The 17,405-nt window shown below is 41.1% G+C and carries 18 protein-coding genes; 10 read left to right on the top strand and 8 right to left on the bottom strand.

All coding sequences use genetic code 11. The features are described 5' to 3' along the window. Positions 1-133: 133 nt before the first annotated feature. Complete coding sequence (locus C900_RS21820) at positions 134-568, bottom strand: hypothetical protein (RefSeq protein ID WP_157494119.1); 435 nt, start codon at positions 566-568, stop codon at positions 134-136. 187 nt (positions 569-755) lie between these two features. Between C900_RS21820 and C900_RS21815 the strand changes: the two genes are divergently transcribed. Together C900_RS21815 and C900_RS21810 are read left to right on the top strand one after the other, a co-directional pair. Further along, positions 756-1,235, top strand: coding sequence for an RNA polymerase sigma factor (locus C900_RS21815; RefSeq protein ID WP_009582411.1), 480 nt, complete (start codon positions 756-758; stop codon positions 1,233-1,235). Beyond that, on the top strand, positions 1,235-1,834 hold the full coding sequence (locus tag C900_RS21810) for a hypothetical protein (RefSeq protein ID WP_009582410.1): 600 nt from the start codon (positions 1,235-1,237) through the stop codon (positions 1,832-1,834). Before C900_RS21815 ends, C900_RS21810 begins: the two co-directional genes overlap by 1 nt. Here C900_RS21810 and C900_RS21805 read toward each other — a convergent pair. The 6 genes from C900_RS21805 to C900_RS21780 form a co-directional block, all read right to left on the bottom strand. Beyond that, positions 1,824-2,615 (bottom strand): DUF3667 domain-containing protein, encoded by a 792-nt coding sequence (locus C900_RS21805; protein ID WP_009582409.1) that lies wholly within the window; start codon positions 2,613-2,615, stop codon positions 1,824-1,826. The genes C900_RS21810 and C900_RS21805 overlap by 11 nt on opposite strands. Before the next feature lie 94 nt (positions 2,616-2,709). Next, complete coding sequence (locus C900_RS21800; protein ID WP_009582408.1) at positions 2,710-3,474, bottom strand: LytR/AlgR family response regulator transcription factor; 765 nt, start codon at positions 3,472-3,474, stop codon at positions 2,710-2,712. A gap of 6 nt (positions 3,475-3,480) precedes the next feature. Then, positions 3,481-4,503, bottom strand: a complete 1,023-nt coding sequence (locus C900_RS21795; protein WP_051052961.1) for a sensor histidine kinase — start codon at positions 4,501-4,503, stop codon at positions 3,481-3,483. A 546-nt stretch (positions 4,504-5,049) separates the two neighbouring features. After that, positions 5,050-5,478, bottom strand: a complete 429-nt coding sequence (locus C900_RS21790) for a DUF2141 domain-containing protein (RefSeq protein ID WP_009582406.1) — start codon at positions 5,476-5,478, stop codon at positions 5,050-5,052. Positions 5,479-5,634: 156 nt separating this feature from the next. Then, complete coding sequence (locus tag C900_RS21785) at positions 5,635-6,270, bottom strand: tetratricopeptide repeat protein (RefSeq protein ID WP_009582405.1); 636 nt, start codon at positions 6,268-6,270, stop codon at positions 5,635-5,637. Between the two features lie 122 nt (positions 6,271-6,392). Continuing rightward, on the bottom strand, positions 6,393-8,555 hold the full coding sequence (locus tag C900_RS21780; protein WP_009582404.1) for a TonB-dependent receptor: 2,163 nt from the start codon (positions 8,553-8,555) through the stop codon (positions 6,393-6,395). Between the two features lie 146 nt (positions 8,556-8,701). Between C900_RS21780 and C900_RS21775 the strand changes: the two genes are divergently transcribed. The 7 genes from C900_RS21775 to C900_RS21750 all read left to right on the top strand — a co-directional run bounded on the left by C900_RS21775 (position 8,702) and on the right by C900_RS21750 (position 15,485). Beyond that, positions 8,702-9,439 carry a class I SAM-dependent methyltransferase gene (locus C900_RS21775; RefSeq protein WP_009582403.1) on the top strand — a complete coding sequence of 246 codons (738 nt, stop codon included), beginning with the start codon at positions 8,702-8,704 and terminating at the stop codon, positions 9,437-9,439. Positions 9,440-9,472: 33 nt separating this feature from the next. Next, complete coding sequence (locus C900_RS21770) at positions 9,473-10,207, top strand: TerC family protein (RefSeq protein WP_009582402.1); 735 nt, start codon at positions 9,473-9,475, stop codon at positions 10,205-10,207. Positions 10,208-10,286: 79 nt separating this feature from the next. Beyond that, positions 10,287-11,582 (top strand): sensor histidine kinase, encoded by a 1,296-nt coding sequence (locus C900_RS21765; RefSeq protein ID WP_040497278.1) that lies wholly within the window; start codon positions 10,287-10,289, stop codon positions 11,580-11,582. Next, positions 11,583-11,705, top strand: coding sequence for a hypothetical protein (locus C900_RS30895; protein WP_009582400.1), 123 nt, complete (start codon positions 11,583-11,585; stop codon positions 11,703-11,705). 141 nt (positions 11,706-11,846) lie between these two features. Next, the gene (gene floA, locus C900_RS21760) at positions 11,847-12,740 is read left to right on the top strand and encodes a flotillin-like protein FloA (protein ID WP_040497277.1); all 894 of its coding nucleotides are present in this window, start codon (positions 11,847-11,849) and stop codon (positions 12,738-12,740) included. A 906-nt stretch (positions 12,741-13,646) separates the two neighbouring features. Then, positions 13,647-14,399 carry a DUF2490 domain-containing protein gene (locus C900_RS21755; protein WP_051052955.1) on the top strand — a complete coding sequence of 251 codons (753 nt, stop codon included), beginning with the start codon at positions 13,647-13,649 and terminating at the stop codon, positions 14,397-14,399. A 600-nt stretch (positions 14,400-14,999) separates the two neighbouring features. Beyond that, complete coding sequence (locus C900_RS21750) at positions 15,000-15,485, top strand: DUF4494 domain-containing protein (protein WP_009582393.1); 486 nt, start codon at positions 15,000-15,002, stop codon at positions 15,483-15,485. Between the two features lie 54 nt (positions 15,486-15,539). On the opposite strand, the gene C900_RS21745 is transcribed toward C900_RS21750, so the two are convergent. Beyond that, a complete protein-coding gene (locus C900_RS21745; protein WP_040497276.1) occupies positions 15,540-16,412 on the bottom strand; it encodes a bestrophin family protein in 873 nt (290 codons plus the stop codon). A gap of 135 nt (positions 16,413-16,547) precedes the next feature. Here C900_RS21745 and C900_RS21740 point away from each other — a divergent pair, with 135 nt between their 5' ends. Next, on the top strand, positions 16,548-17,402 hold the full coding sequence (locus C900_RS21740; RefSeq protein ID WP_009582390.1) for an SPFH domain-containing protein: 855 nt from the start codon (positions 16,548-16,550) through the stop codon (positions 17,400-17,402). Positions 17,403-17,405 lie beyond the last annotated feature (3 nt).

The following is a 17,405-nucleotide window of genomic DNA, read 5'->3' as shown; positions in this document are numbered from 1 at the left end:
AGGTTTGGTTGTTTATAACTTAGACTGGTTATGTCAGTATTTTGTTACACGGATATCAATATTTTTTAACAAAAAAATTAACCATTAAATTTTATTAGCAACAATCGCATGAAACTTTACTCGCACGGGTAGCTTACTCTCCAAGATAGGAGCTTTGCGTATCAAACGGATAAGCGGCATTAGCCAGCTCCGCCATTTTTGTGAGATTGACCGCAACAGGCTTTGCTTTATTAACGGGAATTAGCCGCCCCTTGATTTCCTTTGCAAAGCTATTCTCTTCAGAGATCAGATCTGCCTGTAAGGAAGCTACATACTTGTCCTGATCATCAAAAATCAGAACCTCCAAAGTAGTGCGATCAGTAGAAAGGGTACCCTTGAATATAAAGAGGTCTCCGGTACGCTCCATGATGTAGGAACCAAAAACAAGTTTGTCTTCCATCTGAAGGTTTAGCTCAATTTTTTCATCCCCGGCATACCCACTGTAGTAAAAAAGACTATTTTTAGCTTCCTCCTCTTCAAATTGGGCGTAAGCATCATGGGTAACGGAAAAGCCCATTACAACCACCAAGAAAAGGAGTAAAAGTTTAAATTTGGCAGTTACTGGCATATTGACTTGCTAAATTACGTATAAAATCCAGTAAAAACCAAAACCATACCAACAGTATCAAAACAGTGCAATTTATTTTTTTCATAAATTTTGTAAGAAATTAACCACAATCTACACAAGTGATCTACGCGGGAGATCCATACAATAGGTGAAATCAAAAGAAAAAGAATTTCTGGACCTGATAGCAAAACATCAGAAAATTATCCATAAGGTATGTCATTTATATACGGATAATCAAGATGATCATGAAGACCTTTTTCAGGAAATTCTGCTTCAATTGTGGCAGGGGTACCCAAGGTTTAAGGGTGACGCCAAGGTTACTACCTGGATGTATCGTGTGAGTTTATATACTGCCATTTCTTCTATAAAAAAGAAGCATAAAAGAAAGGAAGAGGCCATTTACATACAAGAGCAAGAGCAGATAGAGAAAACTGATCCTTATGAATTTGAAAACCTTAGAGCAGCCATCGATACCTTATCGGAAACAGATAAAGCCCTGGTAATGCTCTACCTGGAAGAGAAATCTTATAAAGAGACAGCCGACATCATGGGAATGACAGAAAGTAATGTTGGCGTAAAACTCAATAGGATCAAAAAGAAATTGAAAGAAATACTAATTGCGCAATAATGGAACTTGACGAACTTAAAAGGGCATGGAATACTAAAAGCCCGAAAATAGAATATACAAAAACGACCCTTAATGACATATTTGAGATCAGAACTAAGCGTGCAGTGGGTAAGATCAACAGAAACATGCTTTGGGATGCAATACTAATGCTCATAGCCACAGCAGGTTTTATTGTTATTACTTTTGCTCTGGGGTTAAAAAGCCGGTTCATGATCAGCGGAGAGCTTATTTTAATTGCAACCATACTGGGTATCCACTACCGGATTAAATATCTGACAATCAATAAGTTTGATTTTGAAGACAGCGGTATAGGGGTAGCCATACGGAAAGTAATAAAAAGGCTTAAAGGTTATATTATTCTTTACAAAATTCTGATCCCGGCGTTATCGGCTGTCTTGTACCTTTTATATTGCTCAAATGCTTATTATTATGAATATGGCAGCTATTCTTTAAGTGAGTTGGGCACATCCTCCATCGCACCTGTGCTACTGATCACAATTACGTGCTACCTGGTAGCCTGGAAAGTCACGCAAATTATGTATGGCCAAGAATTGAAAAAGCTACAGGAGCTATCCAATGAATTTGATACTAATCCTTAAGCTGTATAATGCTTTTTACTAATTCGGGATTTATAAAAGCCACAATAACTGTGATAATCATGACCAGTATCATTACAAGTAGAAGTCCAATAAAATAAGTTAGAATACCCTTTACAAAAGACCATAATCTGTTGCCCGTATAAAATCTGGAATAGGCAAATCCCATATATAGTAGTGTAACCACCAACATGGAATAGTTGGTATTAATGTCGGTGAGTTGAAAAAATAAGACAGCAAGAATGGTATAATTAAGCGAGTGGGCATGTACATAAAATGCCACTACGGCTGTTTCAATTATATTATATCCTTTTTTTAGGAAAAGAAGGTAATTGGCTGCAACAAAAAATGGCATAATCATAAATGATAGAACCTTCATATGCCCCATTATAAATCTTTGCAAACCTACACCCTCTTCCATATCAGCTCCAAGAGGTGTCATTAACTCTTTTGTTCCTTGAGTGAACCTGATCATGTCGATTTTAAATATCGACACGATGAGAACGTAGACAGTAATCAGAATGAAATAATACCCAATAGGACCAATATATTTTACTCTGTTTCCGCCTATAAAAGATGAAATTACCTGCTCCGGCCTAATGGTCAGGTCTCTTATGGTCTTTACAAACTTATTATCCATCCCCAGCACGCGCTGATTGAGCTCACCAAACAGTGTCCCCCATTTCAATTGCTTAACGGCCGTTTTTTGACCACAATTACCACAAAAGTTGCTGCCTGACTGCATACCGCAATTGACGCAGGTTACTTCGCTAATTTTCACCATACCTCTTGAAAGATAAAATCAGGACAATTTAATATTCTGAACATTCTATTGGCACAAAACCACAAAAAAAATTTTGAAAGACAATCCGGTTCACTTACCTGTCCAGCCAGTTCTTAAAATCATTTACCCTGTCGCGGCTTACGATCACACCCTGATCAGAGCAATGGTTTAATATTATTTTGAGCCTGCTGTTGGAGTAGCTAATGATGTCATTAATAGCATTTAATGAAATAAGATATTGCCTGTTGATCCTAAAAAACCTACCGGGGTCTACCATTGCCTCTATTTGCTCCAACGAATAGTCCAATAAATGATTTTTTGCATCGAACGTACAGCAAAAGGACGCCTTATCACGACTAAAGAAGTATTGGATATCATCCACCGCGATAGACTTGATGTGCTCCCCTACTTTTATAACAAACCTGCTTTTGTATTTATTAGTGAGCATAGCCATGGCTTCGTTAATTTGCTCCATCACGTTTATTCTTGGGTGGTGGTTTAGAGCAAGCCGCTCCAGCTTTTCAAAAGCTCCGGCCAGTTCTTCCTCATCGACAGGTTTTAACAGGTAATCAATGCTGTTTACCTTGAACGCTTTTAGGGCATATTCATCAAAGGCAGTGGTAAATATCACAGGTGCTTCAATATCTACATGCTCGAAAATTTCAAAGCTTAGACCATCCGCCAACTGGATATCCATAAAGATCAGTTGTGGTTGATTTCCAGGTAATCGCAACCATTGTACAGCTTTTTTGACCGAGTCAATTTTATTGAGGATGTTGATTTGATTGTTATGGTTTTTAAGCAACCTCTCTAATCTTGTAGCTGCCGGCCGTTCATCTTCAATGATCAATACATCCATATCTATCTACTTTAGCAAGGGTAGTCCGACAGCAAAGTTCTGGTTTTTATTGCTTATTGTCACCGGCCGGTCAGTCAAAAATGAATACCGCTCCTTAATATTTGACAAACCTATTTCTGATGACTCTCCTTTGATAATATTCTTTTTTTGGAGGTTATTTACCACCATTAAATATCCATCTTCCAGGTATAGGCTCATATGTAGTGGTTCGTCTGCTGATATCACATTATGTTTAATGGCGTTTTCCAACAACATCTGAAGCGCAAGTGGCGGAATGTTATAATGATCCGTATTTCGCACATCAATAGACGTAATGAGACTTTCTCCATACCTGATCTTTTGCAGAAAAAGGTAAGACTCCGCGAATTTCAGTTCTGTACTTAACTCCACCAGGTCTTTATCGCGCGATTCCAGCACATACCTGTAGACATCAGACAGTTTTTTAATAAATTTCACAGCCTGGTCCTGATCTTCATATACCAGGTTGCTCAGGGCATTGAGGCTGTTGAATAGAAAATGTGGGTTCACCTGGTTTTTCAGCGACTCGTACTTTGAGCTGATCACTTCCTTTTTCATTCGCTCACTTTCCACCGCCAGTGTTCGCCACGATTTCAGAAAAGATATGCTGTGAAGCACCAGGGATATGGCCATTGTAACTATTATGGAAATTAGGAGTGTCCATTGAAAAGATCCTAAATGGATATCCCAAACGAACTTAAAAAAGTAGAAAATACCTGTAATTGCTATTGCAGTAAAAACAGCATGCGCAAGGACACCTGCTATCAGCCTTTTTCCCGGGTGCTGCAACCAACTATAATACTTATCCACTAAGTTGTTTGTAGCTTCATTCCCTTTCCACAAAATTGCCCAAACACAAAAGTTAATGACAATCAGCTTCAAAAACCTATCGGTGTCGTGTATGCAGCTTTGACATACTATGTAGGCGAATGGAAGACTTAGAAAAAAAATAACCAACAGATCCTTACCCTGCCGGACCCAAAACGCTTTTTCTTTTGGAAAAGTGATCATTAAAGACTTAAATTATTGTCAAAAAATCCAATATACTATAAAACAAAGACATCCCTCCACCCTGCCGGGCACAAAAATTATATGCACCCGTATTTAGTACCTCTAAAAAGAGGGGCCTCACTAAGAATCAAAGATAAAATGTCTTTGAAAGATGCCTCCATGTTGACAATCCCTCTTATTGAAGTCAGACTTAACTAATGTTTGTAAGAAAACTCACGACTCATCGTCATTGCGAACGAAGTGCGGCAATCCCCTCTTCTTTAACGTACTTAAGAGGTGATTGCCGTACTTCGTTACCGATGACGCTAATTCTTCGATTCGTTATTTATTTAATGTGAGTTCGATATAGTAGAACCGATTAAATTGTATTCGTATTCAAAAATAACCTAAAAACCTGTTTTTAAGATCCCCGAACTTGCCTCGGAAGGCACGAAGAACCTTACTAAGTTCAAGGATACTACCAACAACTTAGGAAGATCCTTCTCCCGAAAGCTTTTTTAAGGCTTTTTTCGGGATCGGATTACTGCCTTTTTCAAGCATTTCACATTATTTAATTTGAATTGTTGTTTTGGTGTCTTCGGGCACTTCCATAGCTGCTTTGTGAAAAGGCGCAGGTCCGAACATACTCCTGGCATTGTTTGAGAAGCCATACCCCTCCTCAGGCCCCATCACACCCATATCCAGCTTTCCATTATTATTTTCATCATGAATAATGGAAACAGCATATGTCCCGACCGGCAAACCTTCAATTTCGAATACATAATCTTTTGTTGATGTCACGTCAATTGACATGGCCTTCACCTCTTTCTTAAGCCACGCGGCTTCCGAATCAAAAAGCGTTAATAATAGCTTTCCCCTGGAAGGTAATTCACCCTCTACTTCTACCGTCAGCTTAACTAGCCTTTGGGTATCGTTACTCTGTGCATTCAGCACCCCGGCAGCTAAGAACACTGCAATAAATAATAGTGTTTTCATTGTGTTAATGGTTAATGGTTAATGGTTATTGGTTATTGGTTAATGGTTAATGGTTAATGGTTATTGGTTATTGGTTAATGGTTAATGGTTAATGGTTAATGGTTAATGGTTAATTCGTACTTCGTACTTCGTAAATCGTAAATCACTAATCACTAATCACTTTCCGCATCTTTCTGCCGATGACTCTGCCCCTTTCTTCCCCCAGGTGGGCGCGAGTGGATTGTCTGATATATAGGTGCTAAATTTTTCAACTGCGGACTTCAGCTTACCACAGGCTTCACTGGTATCCGCCCCAAAAAACTGTGCCGTGCCATACTCCATTTGGCCCATCAGGTATAGCGCCCTTGGGTTGTCAGGGTTATGCGCTATGGCTTTTCCAAATGCCTGCATGCTTAGTGGTGCATACTGCTGTCCTCGTACTGCCGGATCAACAGTAACACGGATCATATGAATGAATCCTTCCAAAGCCATTAGCTCTGACTCCCCGGGGGCCAAATCAAGTGCTTTGTTCACCTTCCTCATGGCCAAATCCAAATATTGGTCTTTAATAGAGGCCTGCTGACTTTTATTCGCCATCATTACATACCCAAAGCCTGCATAGTAAAGCGGTTCCCACTTATCCGCTTCTCTGGCAGCAATTCTGTCAAATTTGTTGATCACTTCCTGGTATTGGCTTATGCTGTCTGCCTGGTAGAGTGATTCAATGGCCTCCAACATGACCTTTTCGTATTTGTTGGCCTGAGCTAGCTGTATCCACAGCAGCATCATCAATGATAATAGTGCAGTTTTCATAATTTTTCTGGTTGCTTGTTTCTGGTTTTCCTATTTACTATTTCCTATTTCAGATTTACTCATACACGCAACCATGCCCACATTCCCTCGTGAACCTCCGCTGCGCTACGGTTTCAGACTTCCTATAACACTGGCAATTGATTCACAGATTTATTTTTTGACAGGGTGATAAATATACCAAGGAATATAAACCGGGGTGCAGGTTGCTTGATAGCACGCAACACGTACTGTCCGTTTTCATCTCGCTGGGCGCTGCTTTCATACCCAAACACATTGTCAATACCAAGCACGTTAGTCACTGATGCGTGGATAATGACATTCGTCTTCATCAAATAGCTGAAGTTCATACTCAGGTCATGGTAAGCCGGTGTTTCCTCAGTGTTGAATCCTGCCAGGTTTGGGTTGTGATAAGGCCGGCCACTTGTATAGCTGTAAGTGCCCCCGACCTGAGTTTTCAACGAGCGGATAAAGTATTTAAAAACAGCCGAAAAATTGTGTTTTGATGCAAAGCGAGGCCTCACCCGATAGGGAAAATTGCGATAGTCTCTTTCAGTATCCAGGAAAGAATAAGAGAGCCAGTAATCCACTCCTTTAAAAGTTATATTATCCCTCCAGAAAACGTCAAGTCCCCGGGCATAGCCACTGCCATCATTAGTATAACCTGAAGGATCAAAATTGTTGTCACCAAACTTAATAAGGTTGTCATAATCTTTATAATAGCCTTCTACCCGAAATGTTCGCCCCTTGATCTCATGCTGATAATTGATGATATAGTGCTGCGCTCTTTCATCTTCCAGATCTGATCTGATTCTGATCAGCTCATTGGTGCCTGTCTGGTTAAACACCCCATATGCAACGGATAGTTGACTATGCTCCCCGGTTTTAAATGCCATCGAGGTGCGCGGAGCAAAGTAACCTGCTTCCTGCAGTGAGTTGTACTCTCCCCTAATGCCAACTCTTGCTACAAATCTGTTAGAAGTATATACCTCAGCTTCACCAAATGCGGCTGTGGTGTTTTTGTCGAAGCTCAGATCTTGTTCCAGGCCTGCCTCTCCCGGATATCCGAAATTATAGTCCTCTGTAAAATGCTCCGCACCAAAAGTGAGCGCCACTTTTTCCGATGCATCATGAGTAAAGACCGATTTAAAATGAAGTCCTTGCACTGCTTCTTTATAATTGTCCTGGTTTACCTTTGTTTGCTCTTCGCTACGGGTATATGAAACTCCCGATTGCATTGTCCAGCGGTCATTCAGAATACTCCTGTAACTGGTATTGAAGTAGTTATAAAAATTTGTTAACGCCACCCTGTCATCAATATCCTGAGGTAAGATCCCGGACTGGTAAACGGTGAAGTCTGACCAACTGAAGTTTGTGTACAGCTTCAGCATATCACCCTTTTTTAATTCCTTCCTGAACATAACATTACCGTCTGCAGACCGAGGGGCTTCATCCCACTTCATCTTCTGACTGACGGCCTCAAAATATGGGGTGAGATTGGTATATTGAAGTTTTCCGGCCACGGCACCCTTACTTAGGGCATGACTATGTGAAACATCTGCTCCCACAGACATAAGCGAGATATCTGTGCGGGTTTCCTCCGGCACATCTTTGCTTTTCAGGATTAAAGCCGATGAAAGCGCTTGTCCGTATTCGGCCGAATACCCACCGGTACTAAAGCTGGTACCACTGAACATAAATGGAGAGAACCGACTTCGGCTTGGTGTATTCGGGGCAGAAGGTGAGTAGGCGCCCATTACCTCAAGCCCGTCTATAAAAGTTTTTGTTTCATATCCCTCTCCTCCTCTGACAAACAGTCTTCCTGTTTCACCAACCTTTTGAGTGCCAGGAAGGGTATTTAGTGCACCGGGAATATCCGCTGTAGCCCCGGCTGTTGTCACTATATCCAAGGGCTTTAGCACTTCCCGGCTTTTTTCTTCCCCGGCCGTAAAAGAGCCCGCAGTGATAACCACTGCCTCAAGCTGGTTGATACTTTCAACCATTTTTATACTTACTTCCAGTTTCTCGATCGGTAGTACCAACTTCTCTTCGTAGTTCGCATAACCTATAACAGTAACTTTTAGCTGGTGGGAGCCCGTTTCAGTAGTGGTAAAGCGAAATCTGCCATTGGTATCAGTTGATGCTCCATCATAGGTTTCTGCAATAAAAACATTGGCGCCTATGATCGCTCCACCCTTCTGGTCAGTAACCACACCGGAAATCAAAGACTGAGCATTAATGGCAGAAAATGATAAGCAAAAAGCAATAATGGTAAAATATCTATTCATGAAGTTTGCTCCGTTTAAATCTTCTTCAAAGATCATATAGGAAATACCCGAAGCGAAAAAAGAGTTACCAAACCGTAGAATTAGCCGGAAGAGTTGATATTTTTAAGTGAAGAGCCGGATTGAGGCAATTCAGAAACCCATTTGCAATGACAGTAAAGGATAATTTTTCGTCACAAGCAGACTATTATGCCAGGTACCGCCCGCACTATCCACAGGAGCTATATGAATTCTTGTACAGCCAGGTTAGCAGTTTTAACACAGCATGGGATTGTGCCACGGGTAATGGTCAGGTGGCTGTTGAACTGGCCAATCGCTTTAAGTTGGTCCATGCTTCGGATATTAGCCAGCAACAATTAGAAAAGGCACCCAAAAGAAATAATATACACTACTTTATGGCTCCATCTGAAAAGACGCAGCTATCAGCAGGTTCAGCAGACCTTATAACAGTTGCACAGGCGCTGCACTGGTTTGATCCCGGGAAATTCTACCGGGAAGTACAACGCGTCATTCATTCCAAAGGTATTTTGGCCTATTGGGGCTACCAATTATTAACCATCAATACACAAATCGACTTATGTGTCAGGAATTTCCATGATGTTGTGCTTGGTGAGTATTGGGATGATGAAAGAAAAATATTGCTGGAGGGGTACAACAGGATAAACTTCCCGTTGGTCGATAAAAAGGCAGCCCGGTTTTACTATAAAATTGAATGGACACTATCTGAGATGGAGGGTTACCTTAACTCTTGGTCTGCCGTTCAAAAATATATCAAGCTAAACAATGAGAGCCCCTTACCGGTTTTAGTCAGTAAATTGGCCGACATGTGGCCAGGCAAAAAGACGGTTACATTTCCCATCTTTTTAACACTTGGGAAGGTTCACTAACTTCGGAAAAATATTTTCTTATATATTTACGGGATGGAAATATTTCTACTACCTGAAACCTGGGTTGCTTTGCTTACTCTTACGTTCCTGGAGATTGTACTGGGGATAGACAATATCATATTTATTTCTATTGTTTCGAACAAACTCCCTCATCATCAGCAAGGTAGAGCCAGGCTCATAGGCCTTACACTGGCGCTTGTTTTCCGTATAGGTCTCCTTTTGGGTATCACCTGGGTGATCACTTTTACTCAACCCCTGTTCACCCTGTTTGGAATAGATTTTAGCGGTAGAGATATTATCCTTTTGGTAGGTGGTATTTTCCTGATCTTCAAAAGTACTATGGAGATACACCACAAAATGGAAGGTGCCGAAGCTGAAGAAACCGCAAAAAAAGGGGGCACCTTATTTTCAGTGATCACACAGATCATACTACTTGATCTTATTTTTTCTTTCGATTCTATATTAACAGCCATAGGACTCACCGATCACGTTATTCTTATGGTGATTGCCGTTGTGGTTTCCATATTGGTTATGATGATTTTTTCAAAGAAAATTGCGGATTTTATCGGTCAGCACCCTACACTGGAGATCCTGGCGTTATCATTCCTGATACTGATTGGTTTTATGCTGGGCATTGAAGCTGTCCACTATCATGTGCCTAAGGGGTATATTTATTTTGCTGTATTCTTTTCACTGATAGTAGAGTTCATAAATATCAGGATGAGAAAGAGCCGGGAACCGGTAAAACTAAAAAAGCGAATAAAATAATAGTATCTCCGATTTACATTTTTACATTTAGTAGTATATACTCCTGGCAATCTTATTCAACCAAGAACCAAGCCTGGAAATGATGAATTCAGTTATGACCAAGTTCCGTGGCATTCAAAAATGCATAAAAGGTACCAAAAGGCATATTTTGGAACTCGTTGAGGAGCTGGAAGCTACATTTGACAACCATGATCCCGAAACTATTGCCTCCATACTTCAGCATTATAGAAAAAAGCTGAGCATAGACATTGAGAGGCTGGAGAAAGAATCAGAACTACTCGATTCACAATTTGGTCGCGCTGTTGAGCAGGAAACGCTTAACCTTCGCCGGGAAATTGAGCACCTGAAGAAGACCAATGAAACGGTGATCTCGGACAACTACCTGTTAGAATATAAGAAAAAAGACCTGATGCTGCTGGCTGATAACCTCGAAGATGCCTATGAGGAGATATACCAGAAAAATGAGGAGCTGCGTGAGCAAAAGAAGCAAATCAGTGAACAGGCTGAAAAATTAAGCGCTGCCCACCAGGAGATCCTGAAAAAGAATGAGGAGCTGGAGCAACAGAAGGAAGCTATGCTGGATCAGACGGATTACCTGCATGAGGCGAATGAGACTATTTCAAAAATGCATGCCGAAGTGCAAAAACAGAAAGATGAGATCCTGAAAAAGAATGAGGAGCTGATCAATCTGAATAATGAGAAAAATACCCTGATAGAAATTGTTGCCCATGACCTTAAAAGCCCTCTAAATCAGATCAAAGGCATGATCAGCATTATCAAACTGACAACCACCGAAGGTAATGATGAAATGATGAAGTACCTGGACACCATAGAGGGTAGTGCGAACAGACTCAATGAGATGATCGGAAAGATCCTGGATATAGAAGCAATAGAATCTCAACAGCTTAACCTCAGGTTGGAAAATATTGATCTGTCAGCCATTGCCAGAGATACAGCAGAAAGGTTTGAGGTAGTGGCCAGGGAAAAGAACATCAAATTAACCACAGATATTGACGATAATATCACCGCTTATCTTGATTGTGACTACACCTACCAGGTTTATGAAAATCTGATATCAAATGCCGTGAAATTCTCTCCATGTGATAAAAAGATCATTATAAGACAGAAGGTAGTTGACGACAAAGCTTTGTTCGAGATAACAGACCAGGGCCCCGGTATTAGCGAAGAAGATATGAAAAAGCTATTTGGTAAATTCCAGAAGCTGAGCGCCCGCCCAACCGGCAATGAAAGTTCCACTGGCCTGGGGCTGTCAATTGTCAAGAAATATGTAGAAGCTATGTCTGGCAAAATATGGTGTAAAAGTATTGAAGGTGAAGGGGCTACCTTTTTTGTAGAATTTGATCTGGCAATGTAAATGAGAAAGTTGGTAGCGCTGTATAAGAAATATAAAGATTATGTCCGTGTCGACCTGCTCATGTATGGCGTAATGATCCTGATGATCATCGCTTATTTCGTTTATGAGATGATTACGGCATGATGAATTTAAAACGGCATCATTACTTCCTACCTCCAGGGAGTAGCACTTCGATCAGGATGGCTCGAATAATATAATCCGTCATAAACATAAAAGATACGAAAACTAAACCTAAATTCGTATTATTCAACTTACATTATTCCCATGCCAATATCTTCATTTGTTTTGATTGGTGCCATTTTGGTAGCACTATGGTTGTTTTTCTTTATCTTTCCTATTAATCTATGGATTACCGCCATATTTTCAGGTGTGAGCGTCAATCTTTTTGATCTTGTGTTCATGAGATTTAGAAAGGTACCTCCCGGACTTATCGTCAGGTCATTGATCCTTGCCACAAAAGCAGGCATACAAAATGTAACCACTCAACACCTTGAAACCCACTACCTGGCACACGGAAACCTTGTAAATGTCATTAAAGCACTGATCGTAGCGGATAAGGCTAACCTGGGGCTGAGTTTCAAACAGGCAACAGCTATTGATCTGGCCGGTAGAGATGTGCTTCGTGCCGTTCAGGTTTCCGTAACTCCTTACATCATAGTCGTTCCGGCTATTACGGCCGTTTCGATAGATGGCATTCAGCTTATTGCAGAAGCACGGGTAACAGTGCGTACCAATATCCAGCGGTTGGTAGGCGGAGCAGGTGAAGAAACTATCCAGGCCCGTGTGGGTCAGGGGATCATTTCCAAAATTGGAACAGCAAAAAGCTATATTGATGTACTTGAAAAGCCGGAGGAAATCTCTAAAACCGTATTGGCGAATGGCCTGGATGCCGGCACGGCATTTGAAATACTGTCTATTGATATCGCTGATATTAACATCGGGCAAAATATTGGCGCTATGCTTCAAATAGATCAGGCGCGGGCAGACCTCGATATTGCAAATGCAAAGGCCGAAAAGAGGCGCGCCATGGCTGTGGCTCTTGAACAGGAAATGTTAGCCCGCGTACAGGAAGCCCATGCAAAGGTGATACAAGCTGAAGCAGAAATACCTGTAGCCTTATCTGATGCTGTAAGAAAAGGGAGACTGTTTAGAGGTTGATAACCACAGCCTTCATCCGAATTCAATGCTATTTAGTGCTTGCTAGAACTCCAAGTGGCTTTAAGAAACGGTCAAGTTCAAGGCTCGTAAAGTACCGAAAAGCGGAGTCTCCTGGGGATGAGCATTTATGGGGCAAGCATAGCGCAGACATTGGTGCTTGCTTCAGAGACACTACTTAGTGTTTCTAAGAAAACTCACAATTTATCGTCATTGCGCCGTCCCGGGCTTGCCACCATAGCTGTTAACTTAACAATAAATATCGTCCCAGAGGACATACGCGGCAACTTAAAGAAACTATGACTTTTAGAAAATACATGTTTCACACCTCACCCATCAAAAACCTGTGCTTTTACTGCAGTCTGTACATGAAGGTGTCTCAAAAGTCAAAGTCATCCTGAGACTTAACATTTTTAACAAAATGCACAAAATGGGATGACGAAATTAAAGCCCGAGATATGCGTCATCGGTAGGCAACGAGGGACCTTACTCAGTTTCAAAGGCAGAATTCACAATCTTAGGAAGGTTCTTCCTTCGTCAGAATGACTGTTAAATTAAATTTTTGACTTTTGAGACACCTTCCGGTTCTTCTGTGCTTATATTCAGCCTGTTCCAGGGTGAGGTGATAACTCAATGTGAGGAAGAAATTGATTGGATTTAGAGTTTTTCCATCATTTTACGAGGTCTACAGGCATTGAATTCCTAGCGGAGTGCTTAAGTTAACGGATATGGGGCTTGCCACGAGGAGGAATCGAAGCTATCCGCTGAAGTTGTAATCTCATTAAAATTTATTAGCTGTTATATATTCGTCTGAACGGTAAGACTAAAAAAGTCATAGCCTTTAATTTTGCAGCACGCTTTGTTAAACAGGTGCATATATTTCATCGTTATAAAAGGAAATCGCAGAACATGACTAAAACATATCTAACCCTACTTCTTATCATACTAGCCACAAGCCATGTCCTCGCTCAAAAGGAAATTGATAGCCAGTTTAATGCCTGGTATATGTACTTTGGAAATCACCGTTTGTCTGATCATTGGGGCATACACACCGAGTACCAATGGCGCAGACATGGGTTAGTAGACGATGCTCAGCAATCTTTGCTTAGGCTGGGAGTGGATTATTACACTAAAAACAGTCTTCAAATCTCTGCAGGGTATGGATGGATCGTGTCTTATCCCTATGGAGCTCAGCCGATAGCCTATACTTTCCCTGAGCACCGGATATGGCAGCAACTGATCACGAATCAAACCTTTGGAAAGTTATACTTTAATCATCGTTACCGGCTCGAGCAAAGATGGATGAGAAAAAAGGTGCCTGGCCAGGATGATGGCTATGAAAATGCCGGGTTTAACTTCCGCAACCGGGCAAGATACCGGCTGCTTGTATCAGTCCCTCTGACAAATAAGGAGCTAACTGACAATACACTGTTTCTGGCCCTATATGATGAAGTATTCCTGGGCTTTGGAAAGGGCATTGGGAAAAATATTCTTGACCAAAATAGACTTTATGCTGGTTTAGGCTGGCGCTTCGACAAAAATTTCAATGTGCAAACCGGCTATCTTAATCATTTTGCCATCAAACCGGACGGAGAGAGAATGGAAAGAAACCATACTTTTCAACTGGGCCTCACCTATAATCTTGATTTTCGAGACAATTGAATAATATTTTAACGTGAGTTCGATATAAAATCCTTAAAAAAGGGTAGTCATCCTGAGGCCTCCAACAACTTTCTATTGATTTTGTGGATAATGACAACCTGAACGGCCTTGAGAAAATGGCGTTCCGCTGACGGCCAAAGCCTTTAGCGGAGGTCGTAAGAATTTCAATGCCACACGTACACTTTATAAATCACACTGTTTGAGCCCCGTTTTTTCACGGGGTGAGTTTGTGATTTGTCATCGCAGGCATTGAAATTTAGCCATTTACTCACAGCCTTGACTTTTTTTGTTATCCCGAAAGCTTTAAAGCTTTACGGGAACAAAAACGTAAGACATATGCTATGAAAAGTCACAATAGACACAAAAGTTACAAACTGAGCAATAAGACGCTGTCATCTGACTATCAGCATGTAATGAAAACTTGTCATTGGTACGTAAGGAAGGATCTCCATAAGTTTTTCTTATAGACACTATTTAGGGCTAGTAAATAGCACGCGGGCCAACAAATAAAAATTACGAATATACTGGACCGGTTGGGTAAGGATCATATATTTGCATCCCTCGAAAAAGTATCTTTTAACAAAAAATCAAAAGCAAAGAATGAATACCTGGTACTCGTGTAAAATCAAGCACAATAAAGAAGGAGAAGATGGATTATTAAAGCAGGTAACAGAGGCATTTTTAGTAGACGCAGTATCCTACACCGATGCCGAAACCCGGATAAATGAAATTGCAGCTCGCGACATATCCGGAGAGTTTGCTGTGACGAACATTACCAAAACCAATATTGCCGAGGTGATCAATTATGAAGATGAGGAAACCTGGTTTAAATGCAAGGTTACTTATTCTACCGTAGATGGTGATAGTGAAAAAGAGATGAAGATCAATACTTACATCCTCGTGTGCGCCTTACATGTAAAACAGGCATTCGAGAGAATAGAGAAGCATTTTGAAGGCATGTTGGTACCATATGATATACCTTCCATCACCCTCACCAATTTTATTGAAGTATATCCATACATCAAAGATGAAATTCCCGCTAACTTAAAGCCGTTGGCCGAGGTAGAAGCAGAAGACGGGGAATAGCGGGGCGCTAAGCGCAGAGCGCTGAGCGTGACTTTCTGCGCTCCGCTCTACGCGCTACGCCAACAATATTTCTCTTACATTCTTCTTGATCTTATCAGAAAGCTCATCCGTGGGCAGGTCATTGGTATCATTACCAAAAGGATCCTCGATCTCTTCAGCTATCAATTCAACGCTTACCAGTATAAAAAACACCAACATCACGATGGGAATAGTCCAGTAGCCAAATTCTGCAATAAATGCCAGCGGAAGCGTTGTGGTATAGGTGAAGATAAACTTCTTAATATACATGCTATAGGAATATGGAATAGGTGTATTCCTGATCCTTTCACATCCACCTAAAATGTCAGAAAACTGCTTCATCTCCTTGTCCACCAGAAAAAGTTGCTCTCCTGTAATCACTTTATTCCGATACATGGCAGTCAGCTTTTCATAGAGCATCAAAGAAATAGCATTAGGGATATGTTCCTTACCTTTTAAACGCTGTAAAAATCGATCTCCGACAATATCCAGCTCCTCCAGGTTGACCCCTTTTCTTAAGTGCTCCTTCATTGCACTAACAAAATTAGGGATCATCTGAGCGAAATAGTTTCTTGTCTCCTCATCTTTTTCGGGCAAGAAAGAAGCGATCTTAAATGACAGGTTGCGGGTATTATTAACCAGTAGCCCCCATAACTTACGCCCCTCCCACCAACGGTCATAAGCAGAGTTTACTCTAAAAACCAAGAAAAGACCCAATACAATACCCAATAACGAATGTACCACTGTTGTGCTATATAACTGCAGCTTAAAATAATCCAGCAGGAGATAAGAAATTAGAGTGGTGTACACCGCCATAAATAGGAGTGCTGGTAATAACAGCTTCAGTATTTGCCGACTATAGGAATGAAATATTAATGCAAACCAAGTCTTAGGGTTATATTTTACCATGTCATCATATAAGTAAGGGGCAGCAAATTAACCGGAGTTTTAAGAAATTCCAAAAGCCCTTTACAACCTTTTGCAAATAAAATGCGTATATTATTCATAATAACATTAATATGATATCAATTTAATATCACTCTTATGAATCAGGAAAAAGAAAACAACCCCATTTCAGGCTACATTATGTTGGTAATAGTGGCCCTGCTGTTTATTATCAGCCTCTTATTGCTTATAGCCTCAAAGCAGCCTTTATTTGGCATCGGTATAGTTATCAGTCTTGTGCTGTGCCCGGGATTCTTCTTTGTAAACCCCAACAGCTCCCGTGTATTGGTTTTATTTGGTGCTTATAAGGGCACTGTAAAAAAGAACGGTTTCTTTTGGGTAAATCCATTTTATATTAAAGACAGCATTTCCCTCCGGGCGAGGAACTTTGACAGCGAACGTGTAAAGGTGAATGACAAGGTCGGAAACCCGATACTGATAGGTGTCATTCTGGTATGGCAGGTACGCGATACTTTCAAGGCTGCTTTTGAGGTAGATAACTACGAGGAATTTGTAAGGATACAAAGCGATGCTGCCGTCAGGAAACTTGCCGGCATGTATCCCTACGATAATTTTGAAGATAACGAAGCAGAGATCACTCTACGCTCTGGTTTGGATGAAGTGAATAACGCACTGGAGGAAAACCTCAGCAATCGCCTGAAAATAGCCGGCATCAAGGTAATAGAGGCACGGATCGGCTACCTGGCCTATGCTTCCGAAATAGCAGGCGCCATGCTTAGAAGGCAACAGGCAACGGCTATAGTGGCAGCTCGTCATAAGATTGTAGAGGGAGCCGTAAGTATGGTGGAAATGGCCATTGACGATCTTTCGAAAAGACAGGTGATCGACCTGGATGAAGAGCGAAAAGCAGCTATGGTGAGCAACCTGATGGTGGTACTGTGCGCAGATAAGGATGTGACGCCTGTGGTTAACTCCGGCACCTTAAACCATTAACTT

Source organism: Fulvivirga imtechensis AK7 (assembly GCF_000331535.1).
Lineage (GTDB): Bacteria > Bacteroidota > Bacteroidia > Cytophagales > Cyclobacteriaceae > Fulvivirga > Fulvivirga imtechensis.
Note: the sequence above shows the minus strand (reverse complement) of the source record. Positions and strands in the feature narration are given on the sequence as shown.

What these genes read in the sequence shown, in the direction of transcription:
- C900_RS21745 (WP_040497276.1), bottom strand. Translation starts at nt 16,412, where the DNA reads ATGGTAAAATATAACCCTAAGACTTGGTTTGCATTAATATTTCATTCC.
- C900_RS21765 (WP_040497278.1), top strand. Translation starts at nt 10,287, where the DNA reads ATGATGAATTCAGTTATGACCAAGTTCCGTGGCATTCAAAAATGCATA.
- C900_RS30895 (WP_009582400.1), top strand. Translation starts at nt 11,583, where the DNA reads ATGAGAAAGTTGGTAGCGCTGTATAAGAAATATAAAGATTATGTCCGT.
- C900_RS21790 (WP_009582406.1), bottom strand. Translation starts at nt 5,478, where the DNA reads ATGAAAACACTATTATTTATTGCAGTGTTCTTAGCTGCCGGGGTGCTG.
- C900_RS21780 (WP_009582404.1), bottom strand. Translation starts at nt 8,555, where the DNA reads ATGAATAGATATTTTACCATTATTGCTTTTTGCTTATCATTTTCTGCC.
- floA (WP_040497277.1), top strand. Translation starts at nt 11,847, where the DNA reads ATGCCAATATCTTCATTTGTTTTGATTGGTGCCATTTTGGTAGCACTA.
- C900_RS21795 (WP_051052961.1), bottom strand. Translation starts at nt 4,503, where the DNA reads ATGATCACTTTTCCAAAAGAAAAAGCGTTTTGGGTCCGGCAGGGTAAG.
- C900_RS21810 (WP_009582410.1), top strand. Translation starts at nt 1,235, where the DNA reads ATGGAACTTGACGAACTTAAAAGGGCATGGAATACTAAAAGCCCGAAA.
- C900_RS21750 (WP_009582393.1), top strand. Translation starts at nt 15,000, where the DNA reads ATGAATACCTGGTACTCGTGTAAAATCAAGCACAATAAAGAAGGAGAA.
- C900_RS21775 (WP_009582403.1), top strand. Translation starts at nt 8,702, where the DNA reads ATGACAGTAAAGGATAATTTTTCGTCACAAGCAGACTATTATGCCAGG.
- C900_RS21800 (WP_009582408.1), bottom strand. Translation starts at nt 3,474, where the DNA reads ATGGATGTATTGATCATTGAAGATGAACGGCCGGCAGCTACAAGATTA.
- C900_RS21805 (WP_009582409.1), bottom strand. Translation starts at nt 2,615, where the DNA reads ATGGTGAAAATTAGCGAAGTAACCTGCGTCAATTGCGGTATGCAGTCA.
- C900_RS21740 (WP_009582390.1), top strand. Translation starts at nt 16,548, where the DNA reads ATGAATCAGGAAAAAGAAAACAACCCCATTTCAGGCTACATTATGTTG.
- C900_RS21755 (WP_051052955.1), top strand. Translation starts at nt 13,647, where the DNA reads ATGACTAAAACATATCTAACCCTACTTCTTATCATACTAGCCACAAGC.
- C900_RS21770 (WP_009582402.1), top strand. Translation starts at nt 9,473, where the DNA reads ATGGAAATATTTCTACTACCTGAAACCTGGGTTGCTTTGCTTACTCTT.
- C900_RS21785 (WP_009582405.1), bottom strand. Translation starts at nt 6,270, where the DNA reads ATGAAAACTGCACTATTATCATTGATGATGCTGCTGTGGATACAGCTA.